We start from the raw sequence: 18,667 nt of genomic DNA, 5'->3' as shown, positions 1-18,667 counted from the left end.
CGCGGAAAGCGTCCGCCGAAACGGAAATCAACTAACTTATTCAAAAAGGGTTATTAATTTTATTTTAAAAGAAAAAAGACTGTAGGCAAACTCGAATTTTCGAGTTTGTCTACAGTCTGAACCCACAAATCCTTTAAGATTTGTGGGTTCCATTATCTATTCACCACTATAAACAAAATAATCAACCTGCATCGACTTTATAAATCCAGCTTTTTCATAAACTGCAAGCGCTTTTTCATTGTCAATTTCAACATCAAGCATTACAACTTTTTCACCATTTCTTAAAGCAAAATCTTTAACCCAATTTAACAAGGCCGTTCCAACACCTAACCCTTGTTTAGATGGATGAACTGCTAATGCGGTAATCCATTGTACTTTCCCTTCTTTTGCAGAAGTAACTGTTCCGGCTACTTCATCATTAAGCATTGCAACCCATAAAACTCTATCATCTGTCGTAGTATTATATGAGATTAACTCTATCGCTTCTTCTCTTAAATCACCGAAAGCTTCACAAAAAATTTCAATTAAACAATCTTTATCTGATGCTTCCATATAAGGTCGAATATAAATATGGTCGTTCAGCTTCATTTCTTCTGATTTTGCTTCAAATGTTGCTTCTGAAAAGCTATATGAATATCCGTATTTTTCAATGAATTTTCTTCTGGCCTTATCATTTTCTATTACTAGCGCTAGTTCTCCTTCCGCACCTCGTTTATGCAGGCCATCACCTAACACCTTTAACAGTGCCTCATCAATGCCAATTTGGCGATACATTGGCGATACTAATATAGACCATTCATATGTATTCAATCCCATTTGGTCTGTAGCACTTGCAACTCCGACAAGCTGATTTTGTTCTTCATCGTAGGCAAGAACAAAAAAACCTCTTATATTTGTACTCATTGATTCATATAAATTTAAAACTGAACTGTAATTGTATTTATCTGCTATAAAAGCATCCTCACATAACTTTTTAATTTCTTTAAATGTCTCTTCATCAATTGGAAAGGATGCAGTCATGATTGAAAAATTCATTTAGGTTAATCTCCGATTCTGATAAATGTTTTCTTCATTTTAGTAAAACTAATATGCTGTATCAAGATATAGTCGGTAATTTCATATAATTACCTAGCTATAAAATGCCAGATTGTTTTAGCATATTAGCATAAATGCCATCTTGTTCCAGCAGTTGCCGCTGAGTACCGGCCTCAACAAGTTTACCTTCCTTCATCACAAAAACAACATCTGCATTACGAACAGTATTTAAACGATGAGCAATAACAAAACTTGTTCGCCCTTCCATCAATGCATCTAACGCCTGCTGTATCTTTTCTTCTGTTACTGTGTCGATGCTGCTTGTTGCTTCATCCAATAATAAAATAACTGGATCAGCCACAAATGCTCGTGCAATAGATAATAATTGCTTTTGGCCTTGAGAAAGTTCACTTCCATCTGAGGTTAAAATCGTATTATAGCCATTTGGAAGCTTCATTATAAAACTATGGGCGTTTGCTTTTTTTGCAGCCTCTTCTATTTCTTCATTGGTAGCATTGAGTCTGCCATAGCGAATATTTTCGTATACACTCGATTCAAAAAGGAACGAGTCTTGTAAAACGAACGCAATTTGACTGCGCAGCGTCTTTCTTTTTAAGTCACGCACGTTTAAACCATCAAATAATATTTCACCATGTTGTACATCGTAAAATCTAGAAATCAATTGCATTATCGTCGTTTTTCCTGCTCCAGTTGCTCCAACTAAAGCAGCCGTTTGCCCAGGTAATACGTGAAAACTTACATCCTTTAATGTATAAGCCTGTTCCTCTAATTCATATTTAAAAGAAACATTGCGAAATTCCACTTCTCCTAGCAGCTTATGAGTTTCTTTCACTCTGCCATTATCTTCTTCTACTGGTTCATCCATAATTGAAAACACGCGCTCCGCACCTGCTATTGCGGATAAGACCGTATTCATTTGGTTTGCCAAATCATTCAGCGGACGTGTAAATTGACGAGAGTACTCCGTAAATATAATGATTGTACCAATTGAGGCTAATCCTTTATAAGCTAATAAGCCACCGATGCCCGCAACTATTGCAAAGCTTATATTATTTAAAAAGTTCATAACCTTTGGGATATACCCAGAATAAGTTAAAGCCCAAAATCCTGTTCTACGTAAATTGGCACTTTTTTCGCGAAATTCACTTTTTACATTTTCCTCTTGTGAAAATGCTTTGACAATTCGCTGACCGGAAATAGTTTCTTCAATCATTCCATTTAGTGCACCAAGTGCTGCTTGCTGCTCCTTAAATAATTTACTCGTTCTTTTCGTAATCCAACGGGTTGCAGTAAACATAAGAGGAATAATTATCATCGTTAACAAGGTTAATAATGGGCTTAAGGAAACCATAACGATAATGGTGCCTATCAATGTTAAAACACTTGAAAACACCTGTATAAATGAGCTATTTAAGGTAGAACTGACCGTTTCAATATCGTTTGTAGCACGACTCATTAATTCCCCGTGTTGACGCTTATCAAAAAATGAAACAGGCAGTTTCAATAAGTGATTAAAAACGTCAGTACGCATTCGATAAATAACCTGTCCTGCAATGCCAATCATCCAATAATTCTGGAAAAATAATGACAATGCTAATATTAAATAAATAAAAATTAATGCCAAAATTAACGAAAACATTCCTTCAAAGTTTCCCATTACGACATACTCATCAATCATATAGCCAATTAAATAAGGTCCCAAAAGCGACATTCCAGAACTTATGACAACAAGTAATAAAACAATAATCAACAAGGCACGTTGTTCATCAACAATTTTCCAAATACGACGCAGTGTATTTTTCCAATCACTAGCACGTGGGCCCTTCTTTTTACTACTGGGTCTTTTTAAATCTTCCTTTGTTAATACAGGCTCGTATCCAAAAGGCTTCCGAATGAAATTCATCACTTTTCACCTACCTGTTCTTGTTGTGACAGCACAATCCGTTTGTATTGTTCGTTCGTTTCAAGCAACTCTTGATGAGGACCAAAAGCAATAACACGCCCTTCATCTAATAGCAGAATCTTATCCATCCCTTTAGCAGTTCGAATTTTTTGCGTCACAACAAGCATCGTTGCACTTTCATTCTTCATCGCTTCCCAAAATGCTGATTCTGTTTTTACATCCAATGCGCTTGTACTATCGTCTAAAATTAAAACTTGAGCTTTACGTATTAAGGCCCGGGCAACTGATAGACGTTGCTTTTGACCACCTGATAAATTAACACCTTTTTGCCCAACACGTGTATCAAATTGATTTGGGAAGTTTTCTATTGTTTCAAGGATTTGGGCTTTCGTTGAGGCATCCTTTACTTCCCCTGCCAATGCGTCACGTTTTCCCCAGCTAATATTGTTATAGATCGACCCTGTGAATAACATGGATTGCTGTGGAACAAAACCAATTACTGCTCTTAACTCCTTTAATTCTAATTCTTTTATATTACAATCGTTTATATCGATAGCACCTGAAGTAGGTTCATAAAATCTTGGAATGAGATTTAATAAAGTCGATTTTCCTGAACCCGTCGCTCCCATAATTCCAATCTTTTCTCCACAGTGAATTGTAAAAGAAACATCATCTAATACTAGTTTTTCTGTATTAGGATATATAAATGTAACATGATCAAATCGAATTGATCGTATTTTGCTTAGAACGGAATTCTGTGAATTTGCAAGCTCGGTTTCAATGTCTTTTTCAATGATAAGAATTTCTTCCATTCGTTCTGCAGAGGCTTTTGCACGCGAAAATGAGTTAATAATAAACGCAAACATAGAAAATGAACCTGTTATTCGCATTGCATAATTGACAACCGCAACAAGCTCACCAACATTTGCATTACCATTTCCAACTTCTACTGAACCAAACCATAAAGCAGCAAGCAAACTCATATTCATAATAAATAGCAAAATAGGCATGATAAGCTCCATCACACGCAAAGCTTTCATTGTATTTATTTTTAATTGATCGGCTGTTTCCTCAAAGCGTTTCTCTTCATAATTGTTGCGCATATATGCTTTCACTAATCGAATGGCTTGAAGGTTCTCTTGCAGTACACGATTTACTCGATCTAATTTTCGCTGTACTTGTGCAAAAAAACGAACACCCTTCTTCACGATTACATATAAAAAAATAACTAGGATTGGTGTTCCTATCATTAAGAATAGAGCCATCGTGGGATTTACAATAAACGCCATAATAATGCTGCCAACTGCTGAAAGAGGAGCACGCAGCATAATTCGTAAGCTCATAAATAAAACCGTTTGTACTTGTTGTACATCACTTGTTAATCGTGTAATTAATCCTGAAGTAGGAAACCGTAAATACGTCGCCATTGAAAACGACTGAATTTTGCTAAATAGAGCGTTGCGAATATCAAATGAAAAGCTTTGGGCAACATGAGAAGAAAAGTAGGAATTGACAATACCACTTAGGAAAGCAATAAAAGCCAATCCTGCCAGTATAATTCCCCAGTAACCAATCGTTTCCAAGTTTTTCATTACAATTCCGTCATCAATAATTTTTGCAATAATTATAGGCTGGACAAGTTCTACTGATAATTCAATAAGCATTAAACATAGTGCGACAATTGCCGGCCATTTATATGGCTTAATGTAAGAAAATATAGTTTTCACAAACACACCCCTAAAACTCTTTCCAATATTCTATTTATATAATTTTCCTTTTTATTTACAATTTGTTCACATTTTTTTAGTTTTAATTTTATTTTACTTACTTTATTTTGTTCGTAGATAAGCATCTATATATAATAAAATTAAATAGCAAATTTTTTTCAACTCACGTCTAGTAAGTAATTTAGTTGCCTTTAAGACTAACTCATAATTAATTAGACCAGCTCGGTAAAACGCATAATTTTTAAATTTTAATCCTACAATACTACCTAAATGGAGGAGTTATTAAAAGTAATCCGAAAAAGGAACTAATACTATGTAGATATAATCCAATCATTATTCCGTAAATATTTTATTTTAAATTGATATTTTTTTAGGAATTTCACCCTACATTTAGGACTTTACTCCTTTATTATTTTCACATCAAAATATTACAAATATATTAATAATGACTCTCAACTTGAAAAACTTTATAATAACAGTATAAAAATAACAAGGAGACGGAAACTGATGAGCCTTGATCAAAAAAATTACTATTTTAATGAAGAACTAGCAACATTAGCTCCTTTTCCATCCTTTGCACTTAATCGGAATGGACAAGTAGTTATTTGGAACGATTTAAGTAAAAGGTATTTTGGATACTCCATTGAAGACTTTAGTGAAAGCACAACTATTAAGGATAGCTTATTATCAACATTTTCAGATCAGTCCTGGCACAGATTATTACATAGAAAAGAGATGCTTCGTTTTGAAAATGTACAACTACTAACAAAGAAAGATGCAATTACTCAAGGGACACTAATCGTGACGCCTTGCTTTGTCGAAGGTGAACCATGCATATTAGTAACTTGCTTAATTGACGAATTTTTTAAACGACTAGATGATACAACTCAAGAATTAAATGATTTAAAAAACGGTCTGCTTTCTACATTTATGATGGTCACTCTTGATTCAGAAGGATTCATCATTAACTGTAATCAACCATTTTTAAAAACAAGTCACTGGACACCAAAACGCGTTCTTGGGAAAACTTTCTGGCAATTGTTCCCTGAAACAGAAGAAAGTTTAAAAGTAACAGAAACTATATGGAGAACGCTTAATTCAGGACAAACTTGGCAAGGCGAAGTAAAGAAAGTAACAAAAGACGGCTTGCTTTACTGGGTACATTTAACTGCCATCCCTACCTATTCACAAAGTGAACAAAGCTATCGCTATATCTTAATTGAAAAAGATATTACACACGAAAAAGAGTTGCAGCTTCAACTCGAAAAGATTGCCTACATTGATACAGAAACTGGATTAATGAATGTCCATCGGCTTGAAAACGTTGTAACAGAAATGATTGAGGATGAACGCCATTTTTCATTTGTCTATTTAAGTATAGATAAATACTATACGTTGAAAGAGCTGCATAACAATCAAGTGAAAAACAATTTAATTGTTGAATTTACAAAACGAATGAAAATATATTTCCAAGATAGTTATATGGCGCGAATCAATGAAAATGACTTTGTAGTTATTACACCACTTGGCGAATGGTTTATTCAAGGATTTTTAACATACTTAAAACAAAATCCTATTTACGATGGAAATACAGCTGTACCCATCTCTATTAGTGGTGGTATTACCCGTTCACCGCAAGATCAATCGAATTTTGCTCAGTTAATGAAAGCTTCTCTTGCTACTATTTCAAATGTTCGAGAAGCTGGCGGCGATAATATCGGTTCATTATCAAATGCTACACATAAGGCAATTAATCGAAAATCAATTATTGAAAAGCGATTATTGCTTGCACTTGATCAACAAGATTTAAAGGTGCTCTATCAACCTTTAGTTAATAATCATACAGGAAAAATTATCGCCGCTGAAGCGCTTGTTCGTTGGGAGGATGAGGAAATCGGTGTTGTTTCACCTGATGAGCTAATCCCAATTGCAGAGGAAACTGGTCTAATAAATAATATTGGTTCCTTTATGATTGAGGAGGCATGTAAACAAGCTGCAGAGTGGCAAAAAGAAGGATTTGATTTAAAAGTAAGCATTAACTTGTCTGTGCGGGAATTCCGTGATAAAAATATGGCAAAATCAATTTTAAATATATTATCAAAAACAAATTGTCCAGCAAACTTAATTCAAATTGAAATAACTGAAAAGTTTGCACTAGAAGCTGAGGCAGAGACGTCAATTATCAAGCAAATGCGCAAGCTAGAAAGCGAAGGAATTGTTTTTGTTCTCGATGATTTTGGTACAGGTTATGCATCTTTCCGTTACATGCAGCTATTGCCGATTGAAATTTTAAAAATTGACCAAATGTTTGTTGCTTCTTTATTGCAATCAGAAAAAACACAGCGCCTTATTAATGGCATGGTTCAGTTTGGAAAATCAATGAACTTAACAGTACTGGCAGAAGGTGTTGAAACGAATGAGCAGCGCGAGTTGTTAAAGGATTATGGCTGCGATGCAATTCAAGGCTTCTTAATTAGTAAGCCTGTTGCAGAAAGTGAAATTAGTAAACTTTTGAAAAATGAGAAATAACAATTATTTTGAGAAGGAAATCTCCTCAACAGCTAAAAGTAATATTTATTTTGTATAGATAAAGGGGCTATCAGAGAAACTTTCTCTTGATAGCCCCTTACCTTTTGGCAAAATAACGTTATATTTTTATGTAGTAATGATATTTTTTATTATTTTCCCTATAACTGCTTTCCATCTCAAAGCTGATTTTAAATTAATTATCTCATTATATATTTTGTTACTTTATTTTCTGTCTCCGTTTTGCTCTTGCAAATGTTTGCATTGATGTTTTTCCGCTTCGCAGCATCTGTAAGACTAATTGTACAATTACCTCTGCAAAAACCAACCCCATTGCAATGGCCCCTGAAATCATAAATGCACGCATCCCATTTTGAATTCCCATACTATAGTCTAGTTCAACGATGTTTCGCATAGTATTATAAGCAATACCACCTGGTACAAGTGGGATGATACCAGATACATTAAAAATAATCATTGGCATTTTAAAGCGACGGGCAAAGACTTGAGCAACAATACCAATAACAAATGCACCTAAAAATGATGCTTGCACTTCTGTTACACCAATTTGAATAGCTGTGTAATAAATAATCCAACCAATTGCCCCAACAACCCCACAGTAAGGAATTGCTTTTGTAGGAGCATTGAAAATAACACCAAAGCATGCTGTAAATATAAAACTAAAAACTGCTTGTAGAATGAACTCCATTTCCACTTCTCCTTAAAATGCGACAACTAACGCAATGCCTGATCCTATTGCAAAAGCAGTTAAAAATGCTTCAGTACCTTTTACAATTCCAGAGGTAAAATGACCAGCCATTAAATCACGGACAGCATTTGTAATCAACACACCTGGAACTAGTGGCATAACTCCACCAACAATAATTTTATCCATTTCAGTTCCTAATCCAAAGTGAACTGCAAGTGTTGCTATCAACCCTACTACAAGTGCTGCTAAGAATTCTGAGAAAAATTTCACCCTTGTCATCTCTTGTATAACAATGACAACAAGATAGCCAACACCTCCAGCAACAAATGCTGCAGGCATATCTGACCATAGTCCGTTAAATAAAATCATAAAACAGCTGCTTGCAATAGCACCAGCTAAAATTTGTAAATGAACTGGCAAAAAATAATTTGTTTTTTGTATTTTTCTTAGCTCGTCATATGCCTCTTCTAATGTTATCATTTTAAATGTAAGCTTACGAGAAACGCTGTTAACCTTTGCGATTTTGTGAAGATCTGTAATTCTTGTTGTAATTGATGTAATTTTAGTAATCTGCCTCTTGCCTAATGAAAGGATAATGCCTGTAGGTGTTACATAGCTTTGTGCATCTTCTATGTTTTGTGAGCGTGCCATACGGAGCATCGTATCTTCAACTCGATATGTTTCTGCTCCACTTTCCATCATGATTTGGCCAGCTAATAAAAAACAGTTAAGCGCCATTTCATAATTCTGTTCGTTTTTATCCATAGTGTGTGTCAATCTCCTTTTTCTTCATGCTCATAATATCGAAGAGAAATGAAAATCTCAATACATACTTTTCTAAGTTTACTTAGTGTTTACTTTATTGACAATTTTATAACAAAGGAGCGCATCTAGATTGGAAAACCAACGTAAAGCACGTGGTCTAGATAGTTTACTATTAAGTGCTATTTTTTTGCTAACTGTTATTATTGCTGTATTTATTTTCATTAGTGGGGATTCTAAGTTTCAAAAGAATACTTCCGCTGCTAACAACGATAAAGTTGATGAAACGACTGCAACTCTCACTGAAACACAGTCCGGCTTTCCCGACATTCAAATCATTAAAGAAAGTTCTAACGATATATCGATACCTTATTCTATGCAGTATCCAAAAACTAAATTTAACATGGTGAATAAAGAAATTTCAAAATACATAGCAGATTCAAAAGAAAAATACCTCGATACTGTTTATTTGTTTAGAAATGAAAATAAAAATAATAGCGTTGTTGGTGATTTTAGAATATCTCTTCAAATTCATCAATATAAAAACGATTATTATTCATTTGTCTTTACTAATAAATCATCCGTAGATAAAACAAAATATGATGCCACAATTCAAACGTATTTATTTAATAATAATACGGGAGAATTCGTGAACATGTATCAATTGCTAGATGAAAAGGTTAAGAACTTAGAAGTTTTGGCAGATTATGTACAAAAACAAATTACAAGCAACCCAGCATACAAAGAATATCTTTATACAGAAAAAGTCCAGACGCTTACTGAGCCAAAATGGCGTCACTTTAAAAAATTTTCAATTGTTGATAATGAATTAGTGATTTACTATGACAAAAATGAAATTGCGAGTCCACTAGCAGGAATGCCTACAATTCGTATCCCGATGTCATTTTTAAATCCTATATTAGATGAAAAATACCGAACTAATGATACAAGTTCGAATACCATTATTAAAACCACACACAAAGGTAAGCGTGTCGCATTAACGTTTGATGATGGACCGCATGAAAAAGTTACGAAACAAATTTTACAAACACTTGAGAAATACGATGCAAAGGCGACTTTTTTTATGGTAGGCCACCGCGTTGAAAATAATGCCTCTCTTGTAAGAGAAGTATTGGCAAATGGGCATGAGATTGGAAATCATTCTTGGAACCATTCCAATCTAACTACTTTAACGCCTAAACAAGTTTTATCACAGTATAATTCAACAAATGATGTAATTTACGAAGCTACAGGGCAATATCCTACTGTGTTCCGCCCACCCTATGGTGCAAGAAATAAATGTGTAAATGACCTAGTTTCAGTTCCAATTGTATTGTGGTCAATTGATACATTAGACTGGAAATACCGTGATGCCAATAAGATCTTGCCAATGGTGAAGCAAAAGATGCATAATAATGCGATTATTTTAATGCATGATATTCATCAGTCTACTGCTGACGGACTTGATAGTGTTTTAGCTTACTTGCAGGATGAAGGTTATGAATTCGTAACTGTCAGTGAAATTTTAAACTATCAAACAAGTAAATAGAGTTATAAAAAAGCGATTCGTATCCTTTTATCAAGGTTTACGAATCGCCTTTTATTTATTTTAGATCTACACTACCTAATTGCTTAAAGGATTTTAAATCATAGCTTTTTATTTCATTTCCTGAAACTGTATATAACGTTTCATCAATATAAAGTAGTCGGGATATATTCGTCCCCCACTCTTCGTATTGCTCTCCACTTTTCGCAGGAGTTACAAGATTTCCTTTTAGTTGAATTCCATTTTCAGCGGTAATTTCATAAACGAGTGCGCCATTTCCTTTATATTGAACATCAAACTCGCCTTTACCTTCATAGACAACAACTGGGAATCCAAAATAATTATATTTGTTATTTCTAAATAATGCTTTATGATTATGCTGAAGATCTGAATAGGTGCCGCGTCCACCAATGACAACCGCATCCTGCTCTTTTGGATTATTAAAATCTGTTATATCAAACAACGATATTTTCATCCCTGCAGTCGTAGTAAAAGGTTGTTTAGAATAGCTGTCAATTCTTGTTTCCGTTTCATATCCAAAACCTATTAAATGGTTTTCATCTAATGGGTGAAGATAGTTGCTGAAGCCTGGAATTTTTAATTCACCTAATACTTTTGGGTTTTTAGGGTTCGCTAAATCAATAACAAACAGTGGGTCAACTTGTTTAAATGTTACGATATAACCTTTATCCCCCATAAAACGCGCTGAGTAGATTCGTTCACCTTTCGCTAAATCAGTTAATTCTCCAACCTTTTTAAGCTGCTCATCGAAAATAAACAAATGATTTTTAGATGCTTGCTCTGGTGAACCCCACATGTTGCCTTCTGTTGTTGCAATTCGGAAATAGCCATTATGCTCATCCATCGAAAATTGATTTAATATGCTGCCCTTTAACGATGTTGATCCAACAAGCTCCACTTTTGTTCGGTCTAATGAAAATTTATAGATATCAGTATTTGTAGGTACTGGCATAATTCTTATGTCAGTTGTAAATGACGCAGAGCTTTTCGATTCATATAACGTTGGTGAATAATTAAACGCTGTTAAATAAAGTGCGTTATTTGACATGTAGAGAGTTGAACTCCCACCTAAAAATCCTTTTGTTTGAACTTCTTTACTTTCTAAATTATCTAAGTCAATTGCAGAAATAATTGTATAGCTTGGTTCCATTGAGCCAGGTAAGATGGATAGTTGTTTAATGTCCATTGGCGTTATTTGGTCACTTGCACTGTCGTACATATACGGTCTAAGCTCAACATCCTCATCTTCTAACAGCCTCCAGTAGTTTGGAGTTTTGTTTGTTACTATATATAAAACATTATTGTATTTACGAACACCATTCATATAGCCATCTTGACCAATTTCTCTTACTAATTTTGGATTTGCAGCATCTTCTATATTATAGAATGCGGCTTTAGTTAAGCTAATACCGCCCATGTAGGGTTCTTGTTTCATTTCTACATACTGATCCAATATGACAATAAGCATATCATCATGCAACATTAATTGGCTTGGATAACTATTAGGTTCTAATGAAATTTTACTTGTCACTTTTAAAGATTTTGGATTGCTAGCGTCCGTAATGACAATTTGATTATCGATTATTGAATATATATGATGTCCATCTGTTACGACAATATCACCTTCCTCAATTCCTTCAACCTGATTATTTGTTGTTGAATGTGAAGAGGTATTTGATGTAGCCATGTCTGCACTTTCTTCTTTAGCACCAGAGGCTTCATTCTGTGCATAACCGAAATTACGATTGTTACTGTTTAAAATTGTTTGAAAATAGTCTTTCAAATCTTGAGCTGAGGTTAGTTGCTCAATTTTTTCAAGTACTTTAAATTCAATTGTTTGCTTTTCCTCTTTTGCCGCTGTTTCTTTAAATGCGTTTTTTTCTACATGAAGAACATACTCACCAGGTGCAGAGGCCACAATTGAAAGCGATTGTTTTGATGGTTGTAAAGTAATTTCTGCGTCAACCTTCTTTCCTGCCTCATTTGTTAAATAGATATCTCCATTATTAATGCTTTCCTTTTCAATTGCATGAGAAAAATGTACATTGTATGGTTGATTTACAAAAACTGTAGATGCTGCACTTACTTCCACCTTTTTTCCGAAGAATACTAGTACAGCACTTGAAATGAAAATAATAGTTAGAAGAAGTATTCCACTTGTATAAAACCTTCGCTTCATTTCTTTTTCTCTCCTTTATGTTAATCTGTTTGATTAATTAGACTTTTAAAGTTGTATTTCGTTTCAAATTTTGGAAATAAATATTTGAAAAATTTCATTGTTTTATAATTGTTCAAAAATCAATTACACTCCAAAGAGTTACTTTTATTAAATAAACAAGAATCTGCTCAATCCTAAACAAAGAAAGAGCAGATTCTTAGAATTTTTTATATAATCGAATAGTTAATGACTTTTTATGAAAAATAAAATACAAATCCTACCATTTTACAATCGTTGATCGATGAGATGTTTCTTTAATAATAACACCGCGCTTAGCCAATTTTTCTATATATTCACTTCCCGGTACAATCAATTCAGGCGGGAATACTCCACGTTCTGTTATAACACCACTGCCAATCATTACGGCTACAGCCGCAATTGTACAAGCAGTTGCACGAGCCATTGCTGTCATGCTGGATGTTTCATCTCTCTTTACATTCATATCATACTCAAATGTAACTTGTTCACCAGATTTTTCCCCAGCAACAATTACTCTAAGCAGGACAGCATCTTGCTTATCACCTAGATTAAGCTTTTTCTTTAGAGCCTCGCGAACAACATCCCGCACCTTTACTTCGTTGCCATCCACTTCAACTTTATTTTCTTTATCTAAAAATCCTAAGTCTACAAGCAGCTGGAATTTTTCTGCATGCCCCTTATATCGAACAGTTTTATACTCAAGTGTTTTGACATTCGGGAACGTTTTATAAAGTGTTGAAGTGCCTCCTGAAGTGTAAAATGCTTCAAGTACGCCAAACTGATCGAAATAAATTGGCTCAATTCCAGACAGTGATGCAACCTCTTTTAGTTCTCCACCTTGAATTATTTTCGCTGGCTCAGTGTAATGATCCATTACCCCCTCAAGAGAAAAAACTCTTGTATAGTTTAGCGGCGGTTCCGGGTTTGTAGGAATCCCTCCAACATAAAGCTTTATTGACTCTACGGAATCTAATTTTGATGCACCATATCCAGCTAATATATTTACCATGCCTGGTGCTACTCCTAAATCCGGAATTATCGTGATGTTTTTCTCTTTTGCTTTTTCATGGAGCGTTAAAATACGGTCTGTTACATCTCCTATATGTCCGCCTAAATCAACAGAATGCACACCTACTTCAATTGCAATTTTCGCAACACTTTCATTAAATTCATAGAATAGTGCATTTACTGTTACATCCCCTTTTGACATAACACTCCGCAATTCAGCTTCATTTTTAGCATTTAGCGAAACGACTTCTATTTTATTTGTGCTTAAAGAATCTACAAATTGTTGTGCAGCATTTGTATCTAAGTCAGCTAAGTATATTTTTTCTACTTTTTCGCTGGCATTTAAGTCACGTGCTACCTCTTTTCCCATTAAACCAGCACCTAAGACTACTATCTTCATCACACACATCCCCTTTTTGCATTTAGTTTTCTATGTCAATTTGTGCTCGTTGCAGCTTCCCACTATAGTCGACATATATGCTTTTCCATTCTGTATATACGTCTAAAGCAGCCTGGCCAGAATCCCTATGGCCATTTCCTGTTCCTTTTGTCCCCCCAAAAGGCAAATGGATTTCAGCTCCTGTAGTTCCTGCATTTATATATACTATCCCCGTGTCCAAATCTCTTTGTGCTATAAATAGTTTATTAATATCTTGTGAGAAAATAGAACTCGATAAGCCAAATTTCACGCTGTTATTTACTTCAATAGCTTCTTCTAAACTATCAACTGAAATAATGCTAACAACCGGTCCGAAAATTTCCTCTTGTGCAATGGTCATATCATTTTTTACGTCTGTGAAAATTGTTGGTTCAAAATAAAAACCTTTATCAAATGGTGGTGCTGTCAACGCTCTTCCCCCTACTAGCAACGTTGCGCCTTCACTTTTTCCGATGTCAACGTAGTGCTGTATTTTTTCAAGAGCTGAGCGATTAATAACAGGTCCAATTTTTATAGTTGGATCAAGGCCATTACCGATTGTTAACTTACTTATTGCTTCGACGAGCATTTCCTCTAGTTCATCTTTTACATCTTTATGGACAATGATGCGACTACACGCTGTACAACGTTGACCAGCTGTTCCAAATGCACTCCAAACGATTCCTTCCACCGCTAGTTGCAAATTAGCATCATCCATAACAATAACGGCATTTTTTCCTCCCATTTCAAGTGACACCTTTTTCAAATGTTTACCGCCAAGTTCTGCTACTTTGCTGCCCGTTTCATTCGACCCTGTAAACGATATGATTTTCACATCAGGATGCTTTACCATCTCTGTTCCAACAGAAGTACCCGTGCCAAACACGACATTGGCTACTCCCTTTGGCAAACCTACCTCTTCAAATATTTTTGCCATTTCATATGCCATGAGCGGCGTTTCTATGGAAGGCTTCCAAACAACTGTATTCCCTGCAACAATTGCCGGAAACGCCTTCCAAGTTGCGATTGCAATCGGGAAATTCCACGGAGTAATAAGGCTCACTACTCCAACTGGCGCCCTCACGCTCATAGCAAATTTGTCAGCGAGCTCGGAAGGCGTCGTTTCACCGAAAAGCCGTCTTCCTTCTCCTGCCATATAAAGCGCCATATCTATTCCTTCCTGTACTTCGCCTCGAGCTTCCTCAATCACTTTGCCCATTTCCTTCGTTAAAATTTGAGCAAGGTATTCTTTCTTCTCTTTTAATTTAAAACCAATCTCATATAAATATTCTGCTCGTCTAGGTGCAGGTACAAGCGCCCACTTTTTTTGTGCAGATTTAGCGGCTGCAACAGCTTCATCAACCTGATCTTTAGTTGATAAAGGTACTTCTGCCAGCTGCTCCCCATCAGCCGGGTTTATAACTGGAATAGTTTGAAGGTCCTCATTCGCAATCCATTTACCATCAATAAAGTTTTGTAACTTCATAACACCCTCCTTATTCGAAAAATCAATTATATTGTACTATTATTCGACATTTTCTATTTAATTCCCTTTTTTCATAATGTTATTTATTGTAAAAGTTATTTGCACGAAACTTTTCTTTGATGTAAAACGTATTCCTAAATGATATAAATGTATTAATAACTTTGGGAGGTTATGAAAATGAACAATCACGAAATTGATTACAAATTATACGGCGATGATATGCAATTTGTTGAAGTAGAGTTAGATCCAAATGAAACGGTTATCGCAGAAGCTGGAAGTTTAATGATGATGGATGATTCAATTAAAATGGAAACAATTTTTGGGGATGGTTCTAAAAGCAGCGGCGGCGGTCTTATGGGAAAATTAATGGGCGCTGGAAAACGTTTAATTACTGGTGAAAGCTTATTTATGACAACATTCACAAATGAAGGTTCCGGAAAACGTCACGTTTATTTTGCTGCTCCTTATCCAGGTAAAATCATTCCAATGGATTTAAGTGAACTAGGCGGCAAAATTATATGTCAAAAGGATTCATTTTTAGCTGCTGCTAAAGGAGTTTCTGTTGGTGTTGAATTCCAACGAAAAATTGGTGCTGGATTCTTCGGTGGAGAAGGATTTATTATGCAAAAACTTGAAGGCGATGGCATGGCTTTCGTTCACGCAGGTGGTGCGATTCATCGTGTAGATCTACAACCGGGTCAAAAATTACGTGTTGATACAGGGTGTTTAGTTGCGATGACTTCAACTGTTGACTACGATATTGAAACGGTTGGAGGCATCAAAACAGCATTATTTGGTGGAGAAGGAATCTTCTTTGCATCATTAAGTGGTCCGGGTACTGTTTGGATCCAATCATTGCCATTTAGCCGTCTAGCAAGCCGCGTATTTGCTGCTGCACCAGTTTCACAAGGCGGAGGCGGTAAAGACAGTGGTGAAGGTGGAATCGGCGGATTGTTTAATTTGTTTAACGATTAATAAGAATGTGAATGCGTCCTTTAGCTTTATATAGGCTTAAGGCGCCACATCTTCGATAAAGAGACGCAATTCATCTTTAGAGGCTTGGCGGTTTGCGCTATACTCCTCAAAACACTTTCTTATTATTGAGGAGCTTATATTCCTAAGCTCCTTTTTAATGTTTTAGAACTTACCATAAAAACATTTTCAAAAATAAAAAATCGCTCCTAGGATTATCTCCTTTGGAGCGATTTATTTTATAAGTAAATAACGACAATTAAAATAACGGCTAAAATAATTCGGTAAATAGCAAAAGGTACTAGTTTAATGCGCGAAATCAACTTTAAGAAGAACTTAATAGAAATTAATGCAAAAATAAATGCACTAATAAAACCAATTACGTAAAACCAAAAGTGATCTGCATTAATTTGATCCCAGTTTTTCACTAATGATAACCCACTAGCTCCAGCCATAATTGGCACTGCCATAATAAATGTAAAATCTGATGCCGTTTTATGGTCAAGACCTAGTAAAACCCCACCTGAAATTGTTGCTCCAGATCGAGAGAATCCCGGCCATAATGATAAACATTGAATTAACCCAATTTTAAATGCCTTCCCATACGAAAGATCATCTAAAGTTTTTACAGCTGGTCGTTTAGGAGCAAATTTATCAGCAATAATCATTAAAATAGCTCCAACTATTAAGCCTACAATTACAGTTGATGTGAAGAATAAGTTTTCATCAATGTAATCTTCAAATAACACACCAAAAACACCTGCTGGTATAATCCCAACTAATACATGTCCTAGATTAAATTTGCGAGATGGAGTTTGTCCCTCTATTTTATATAGTCCAACAAGGCTTAGCATCCTCTTCCACATAACAACTACAACAGCTAATATCGAGCCAAGCTGAACAACAATTTTAAATGTATTTGCTGAACCTGAACCTAAAAACTCTTTCGTCTTTAACCACAAATCATCCACTATAATCATATGTCCCGTAGAAGACACCGGAGCAAATTCCGTCATCCCTTCAACAAAACCGAGGATAACGGCTTTAATTAAATCAAAAAATTCCATACAAAATAAAATCTCCTTATATTTTTATTCTATAAGTCCTTAAATTACAATACATGATGCTTTTTAGAATGTCTATCACCATTCATCTATTAATTGCTTGTAAAATTAACATTTATCACCCATAATTCACTGCGGCTTCCGATTCTAGTTGGAGGCCCCCAAAATCCAAATCCCGATGATACAAGTGCATGCATCTGGTCTTTTTGCAAGTATCCATAATCAAGCTCAAAGATTCGATTGGTTATTAAATTATTCGGCCAAAGTTGTCCAAGATGTGTATGCCCCGATAAATGAAGGTCCACACCTGCCTCTTCTGGTAAATTCAAGTTATTAGGCGTATGATTCATAACCACCCAAGGAAGTGTACCGTCTTTTGGCTTGAGCTCGTCAATTGTCATTCTATTTTTATTTGTTACATCTTCTTGTCCCGTTAAATAAAAACGATTTCCAACAAAAATTGTTTCATCCATTAAAATTTGGACATTTGCTTCCTTCATTTCTTCTACAAAAAGCGGAATTTTGCCGCCGTAATATTCATGATTTCCCAGCACTCCATAGACACCATATGTTGCTTTTAGCTGTTTCATCACTTCATTCATGCCATCTTTTACAAACCAAACCGGATCATCATCAACCAAATCCCCCACTAGTAACACGGCATCAGGATTCTCTTTATTTGAAAGCTCTACAAATCTTTGCAAATGTTTTTTGTTTGAGAGAATTCCTAAATGAAAGTCTGATGCAACGACAAGCTTTAGAGGTTCTCCTTTTTTATCAATGTTAATTTCTAGATTGCGAACGACCGGCGAGTATGCGTTATATGTACCCCATGCAAATAAAACAATAAGTAAACCCACAACAATGGAGCCAACTACTGAGACATTTTTAATTGGTGTTAATACAACAATTAGATTTGCGATAATACATAGTATGAGACCGTATTCGAAAAAGAACATCCAGTAATTCCCGATGACTGAGAATATACGAAGCGAGCTATGCATTCTTCCAATCAAAAAGCTAAAAGCAATAATGAAGAAGACAAGCCAATAAATAATTGGCACTGGTAATAAATGAATTGCTGCGAGCCATTTTTTTAAATTAAAGCCTAAATAAGTGCTAATGGCACTATACAGGATCATTGCTATCGAGATTCCAGCAATATTCCCCATTTTGCAACTCCTCCATCTTTGCTATGACTTTTTTCAAAGTATACCATGTAGATTAAGGAATAAACATTATTAATGATGGAATAGGAATAGGCTGTCCAGA

General features: G+C 35.2%; 13 protein-coding genes. 3 read left to right on the top strand and 10 right to left on the bottom strand.

The annotated features are described in order from the left end of the window. Positions 1-156: 156 nt before the first annotated feature. The 3 genes from EKG35_RS13455 to EKG35_RS13445 form a co-directional block, all read right to left on the bottom strand. The gene (locus EKG35_RS13455) at positions 157-1,035 is read right to left on the bottom strand and encodes a GNAT family N-acetyltransferase (protein WP_126295033.1); all 879 of its coding nucleotides are present in this window, start codon (positions 1,033-1,035) and stop codon (positions 157-159) included. Between the two features lie 97 nt (positions 1,036-1,132). Continuing rightward, positions 1,133-2,959, bottom strand: coding sequence for an ABC transporter ATP-binding protein (locus EKG35_RS13450; protein WP_126295031.1), 1,827 nt, complete (start codon positions 2,957-2,959; stop codon positions 1,133-1,135). After that, entirely contained in the window at positions 2,959-4,686 is a 1,728-nt protein-coding gene (locus EKG35_RS13445) for an ABC transporter ATP-binding protein (protein WP_126295029.1), read from the bottom strand. The genes EKG35_RS13450 and EKG35_RS13445 overlap by 1 nt, the downstream gene beginning before the upstream one ends. Positions 4,687-5,193: 507 nt before the next feature. On the opposite strand from EKG35_RS13445, the gene EKG35_RS13440 reads away from it, so the two are divergent. Next, entirely contained in the window at positions 5,194-7,215 is a 2,022-nt protein-coding gene (locus EKG35_RS13440; protein WP_126295027.1) for a GGDEF domain-containing phosphodiesterase, read from the top strand. Between the two features lie 217 nt (positions 7,216-7,432). Here EKG35_RS13440 and EKG35_RS13435 read toward each other — a convergent pair whose 3' ends face one another. Beyond that, entirely contained in the window at positions 7,433-7,921 is a 489-nt protein-coding gene (locus EKG35_RS13435) for a threonine/serine exporter family protein (RefSeq protein ID WP_126295025.1), read from the bottom strand. Between the two features lie 12 nt (positions 7,922-7,933). Next, positions 7,934-8,686, bottom strand: coding sequence for a threonine/serine exporter family protein (locus tag EKG35_RS13430; RefSeq protein WP_126295023.1), 753 nt, complete (start codon positions 8,684-8,686; stop codon positions 7,934-7,936). Between the two features lie 130 nt (positions 8,687-8,816). Here EKG35_RS13430 and EKG35_RS20975 point away from each other — a divergent pair, with 130 nt between their 5' ends. Then, positions 8,817-10,232 (top strand): polysaccharide deacetylase family protein, encoded by a 1,416-nt coding sequence (locus EKG35_RS20975; protein WP_185807757.1) that lies wholly within the window; start codon positions 8,817-8,819, stop codon positions 10,230-10,232. 55 nt (positions 10,233-10,287) lie between these two features. Here EKG35_RS20975 and EKG35_RS13420 read toward each other — a convergent pair whose 3' ends face one another. The 3 genes from EKG35_RS13420 to EKG35_RS13410 form a co-directional block, all read right to left on the bottom strand. After that, positions 10,288-12,429 carry a beta-propeller domain-containing protein gene (locus tag EKG35_RS13420; RefSeq protein ID WP_126295022.1) on the bottom strand — a complete coding sequence of 714 codons (2,142 nt, stop codon included), beginning with the start codon at positions 12,427-12,429 and terminating at the stop codon, positions 10,288-10,290. Positions 12,430-12,685: 256 nt separating this feature from the next. Further along, positions 12,686-13,855 carry a saccharopine dehydrogenase family protein gene (locus tag EKG35_RS13415; protein ID WP_126295019.1) on the bottom strand — a complete coding sequence of 390 codons (1,170 nt, stop codon included), beginning with the start codon at positions 13,853-13,855 and terminating at the stop codon, positions 12,686-12,688. Between the two features lie 22 nt (positions 13,856-13,877). Beyond that, a complete protein-coding gene (locus EKG35_RS13410; RefSeq protein WP_126295017.1) occupies positions 13,878-15,359 on the bottom strand; it encodes an aldehyde dehydrogenase family protein in 1,482 nt (493 codons plus the stop codon). 177 nt (positions 15,360-15,536) lie between these two features. Here EKG35_RS13410 and EKG35_RS13405 point away from each other — a divergent pair, with 177 nt between their 5' ends. Beyond that, positions 15,537-16,334 carry a TIGR00266 family protein gene (locus EKG35_RS13405; RefSeq protein WP_126295015.1) on the top strand — a complete coding sequence of 266 codons (798 nt, stop codon included), beginning with the start codon at positions 15,537-15,539 and terminating at the stop codon, positions 16,332-16,334. A 236-nt stretch (positions 16,335-16,570) separates the two neighbouring features. Here the strand turns inward: EKG35_RS13405 and EKG35_RS13400 are convergent, their stop codons facing one another. After that, positions 16,571-17,398, bottom strand: a complete 828-nt coding sequence (locus EKG35_RS13400) for an undecaprenyl-diphosphate phosphatase (RefSeq protein ID WP_126295013.1) — start codon at positions 17,396-17,398, stop codon at positions 16,571-16,573. Positions 17,399-17,487: 89 nt separating this feature from the next. Next, entirely contained in the window at positions 17,488-18,567 is a 1,080-nt protein-coding gene (locus EKG35_RS13395; RefSeq protein WP_126295011.1) for a metallophosphoesterase, read from the bottom strand. Positions 18,568-18,667 lie beyond the last annotated feature (100 nt).

The organism is Lysinibacillus telephonicus (assembly GCF_003966145.1).
Classification (GTDB): Bacteria; Bacillota; Bacilli; order Bacillales_A; family Planococcaceae; genus Ureibacillus; species Ureibacillus telephonicus.
Note: the sequence above shows the minus strand (reverse complement) of the source record. Positions and strands in the feature narration are given on the sequence as shown.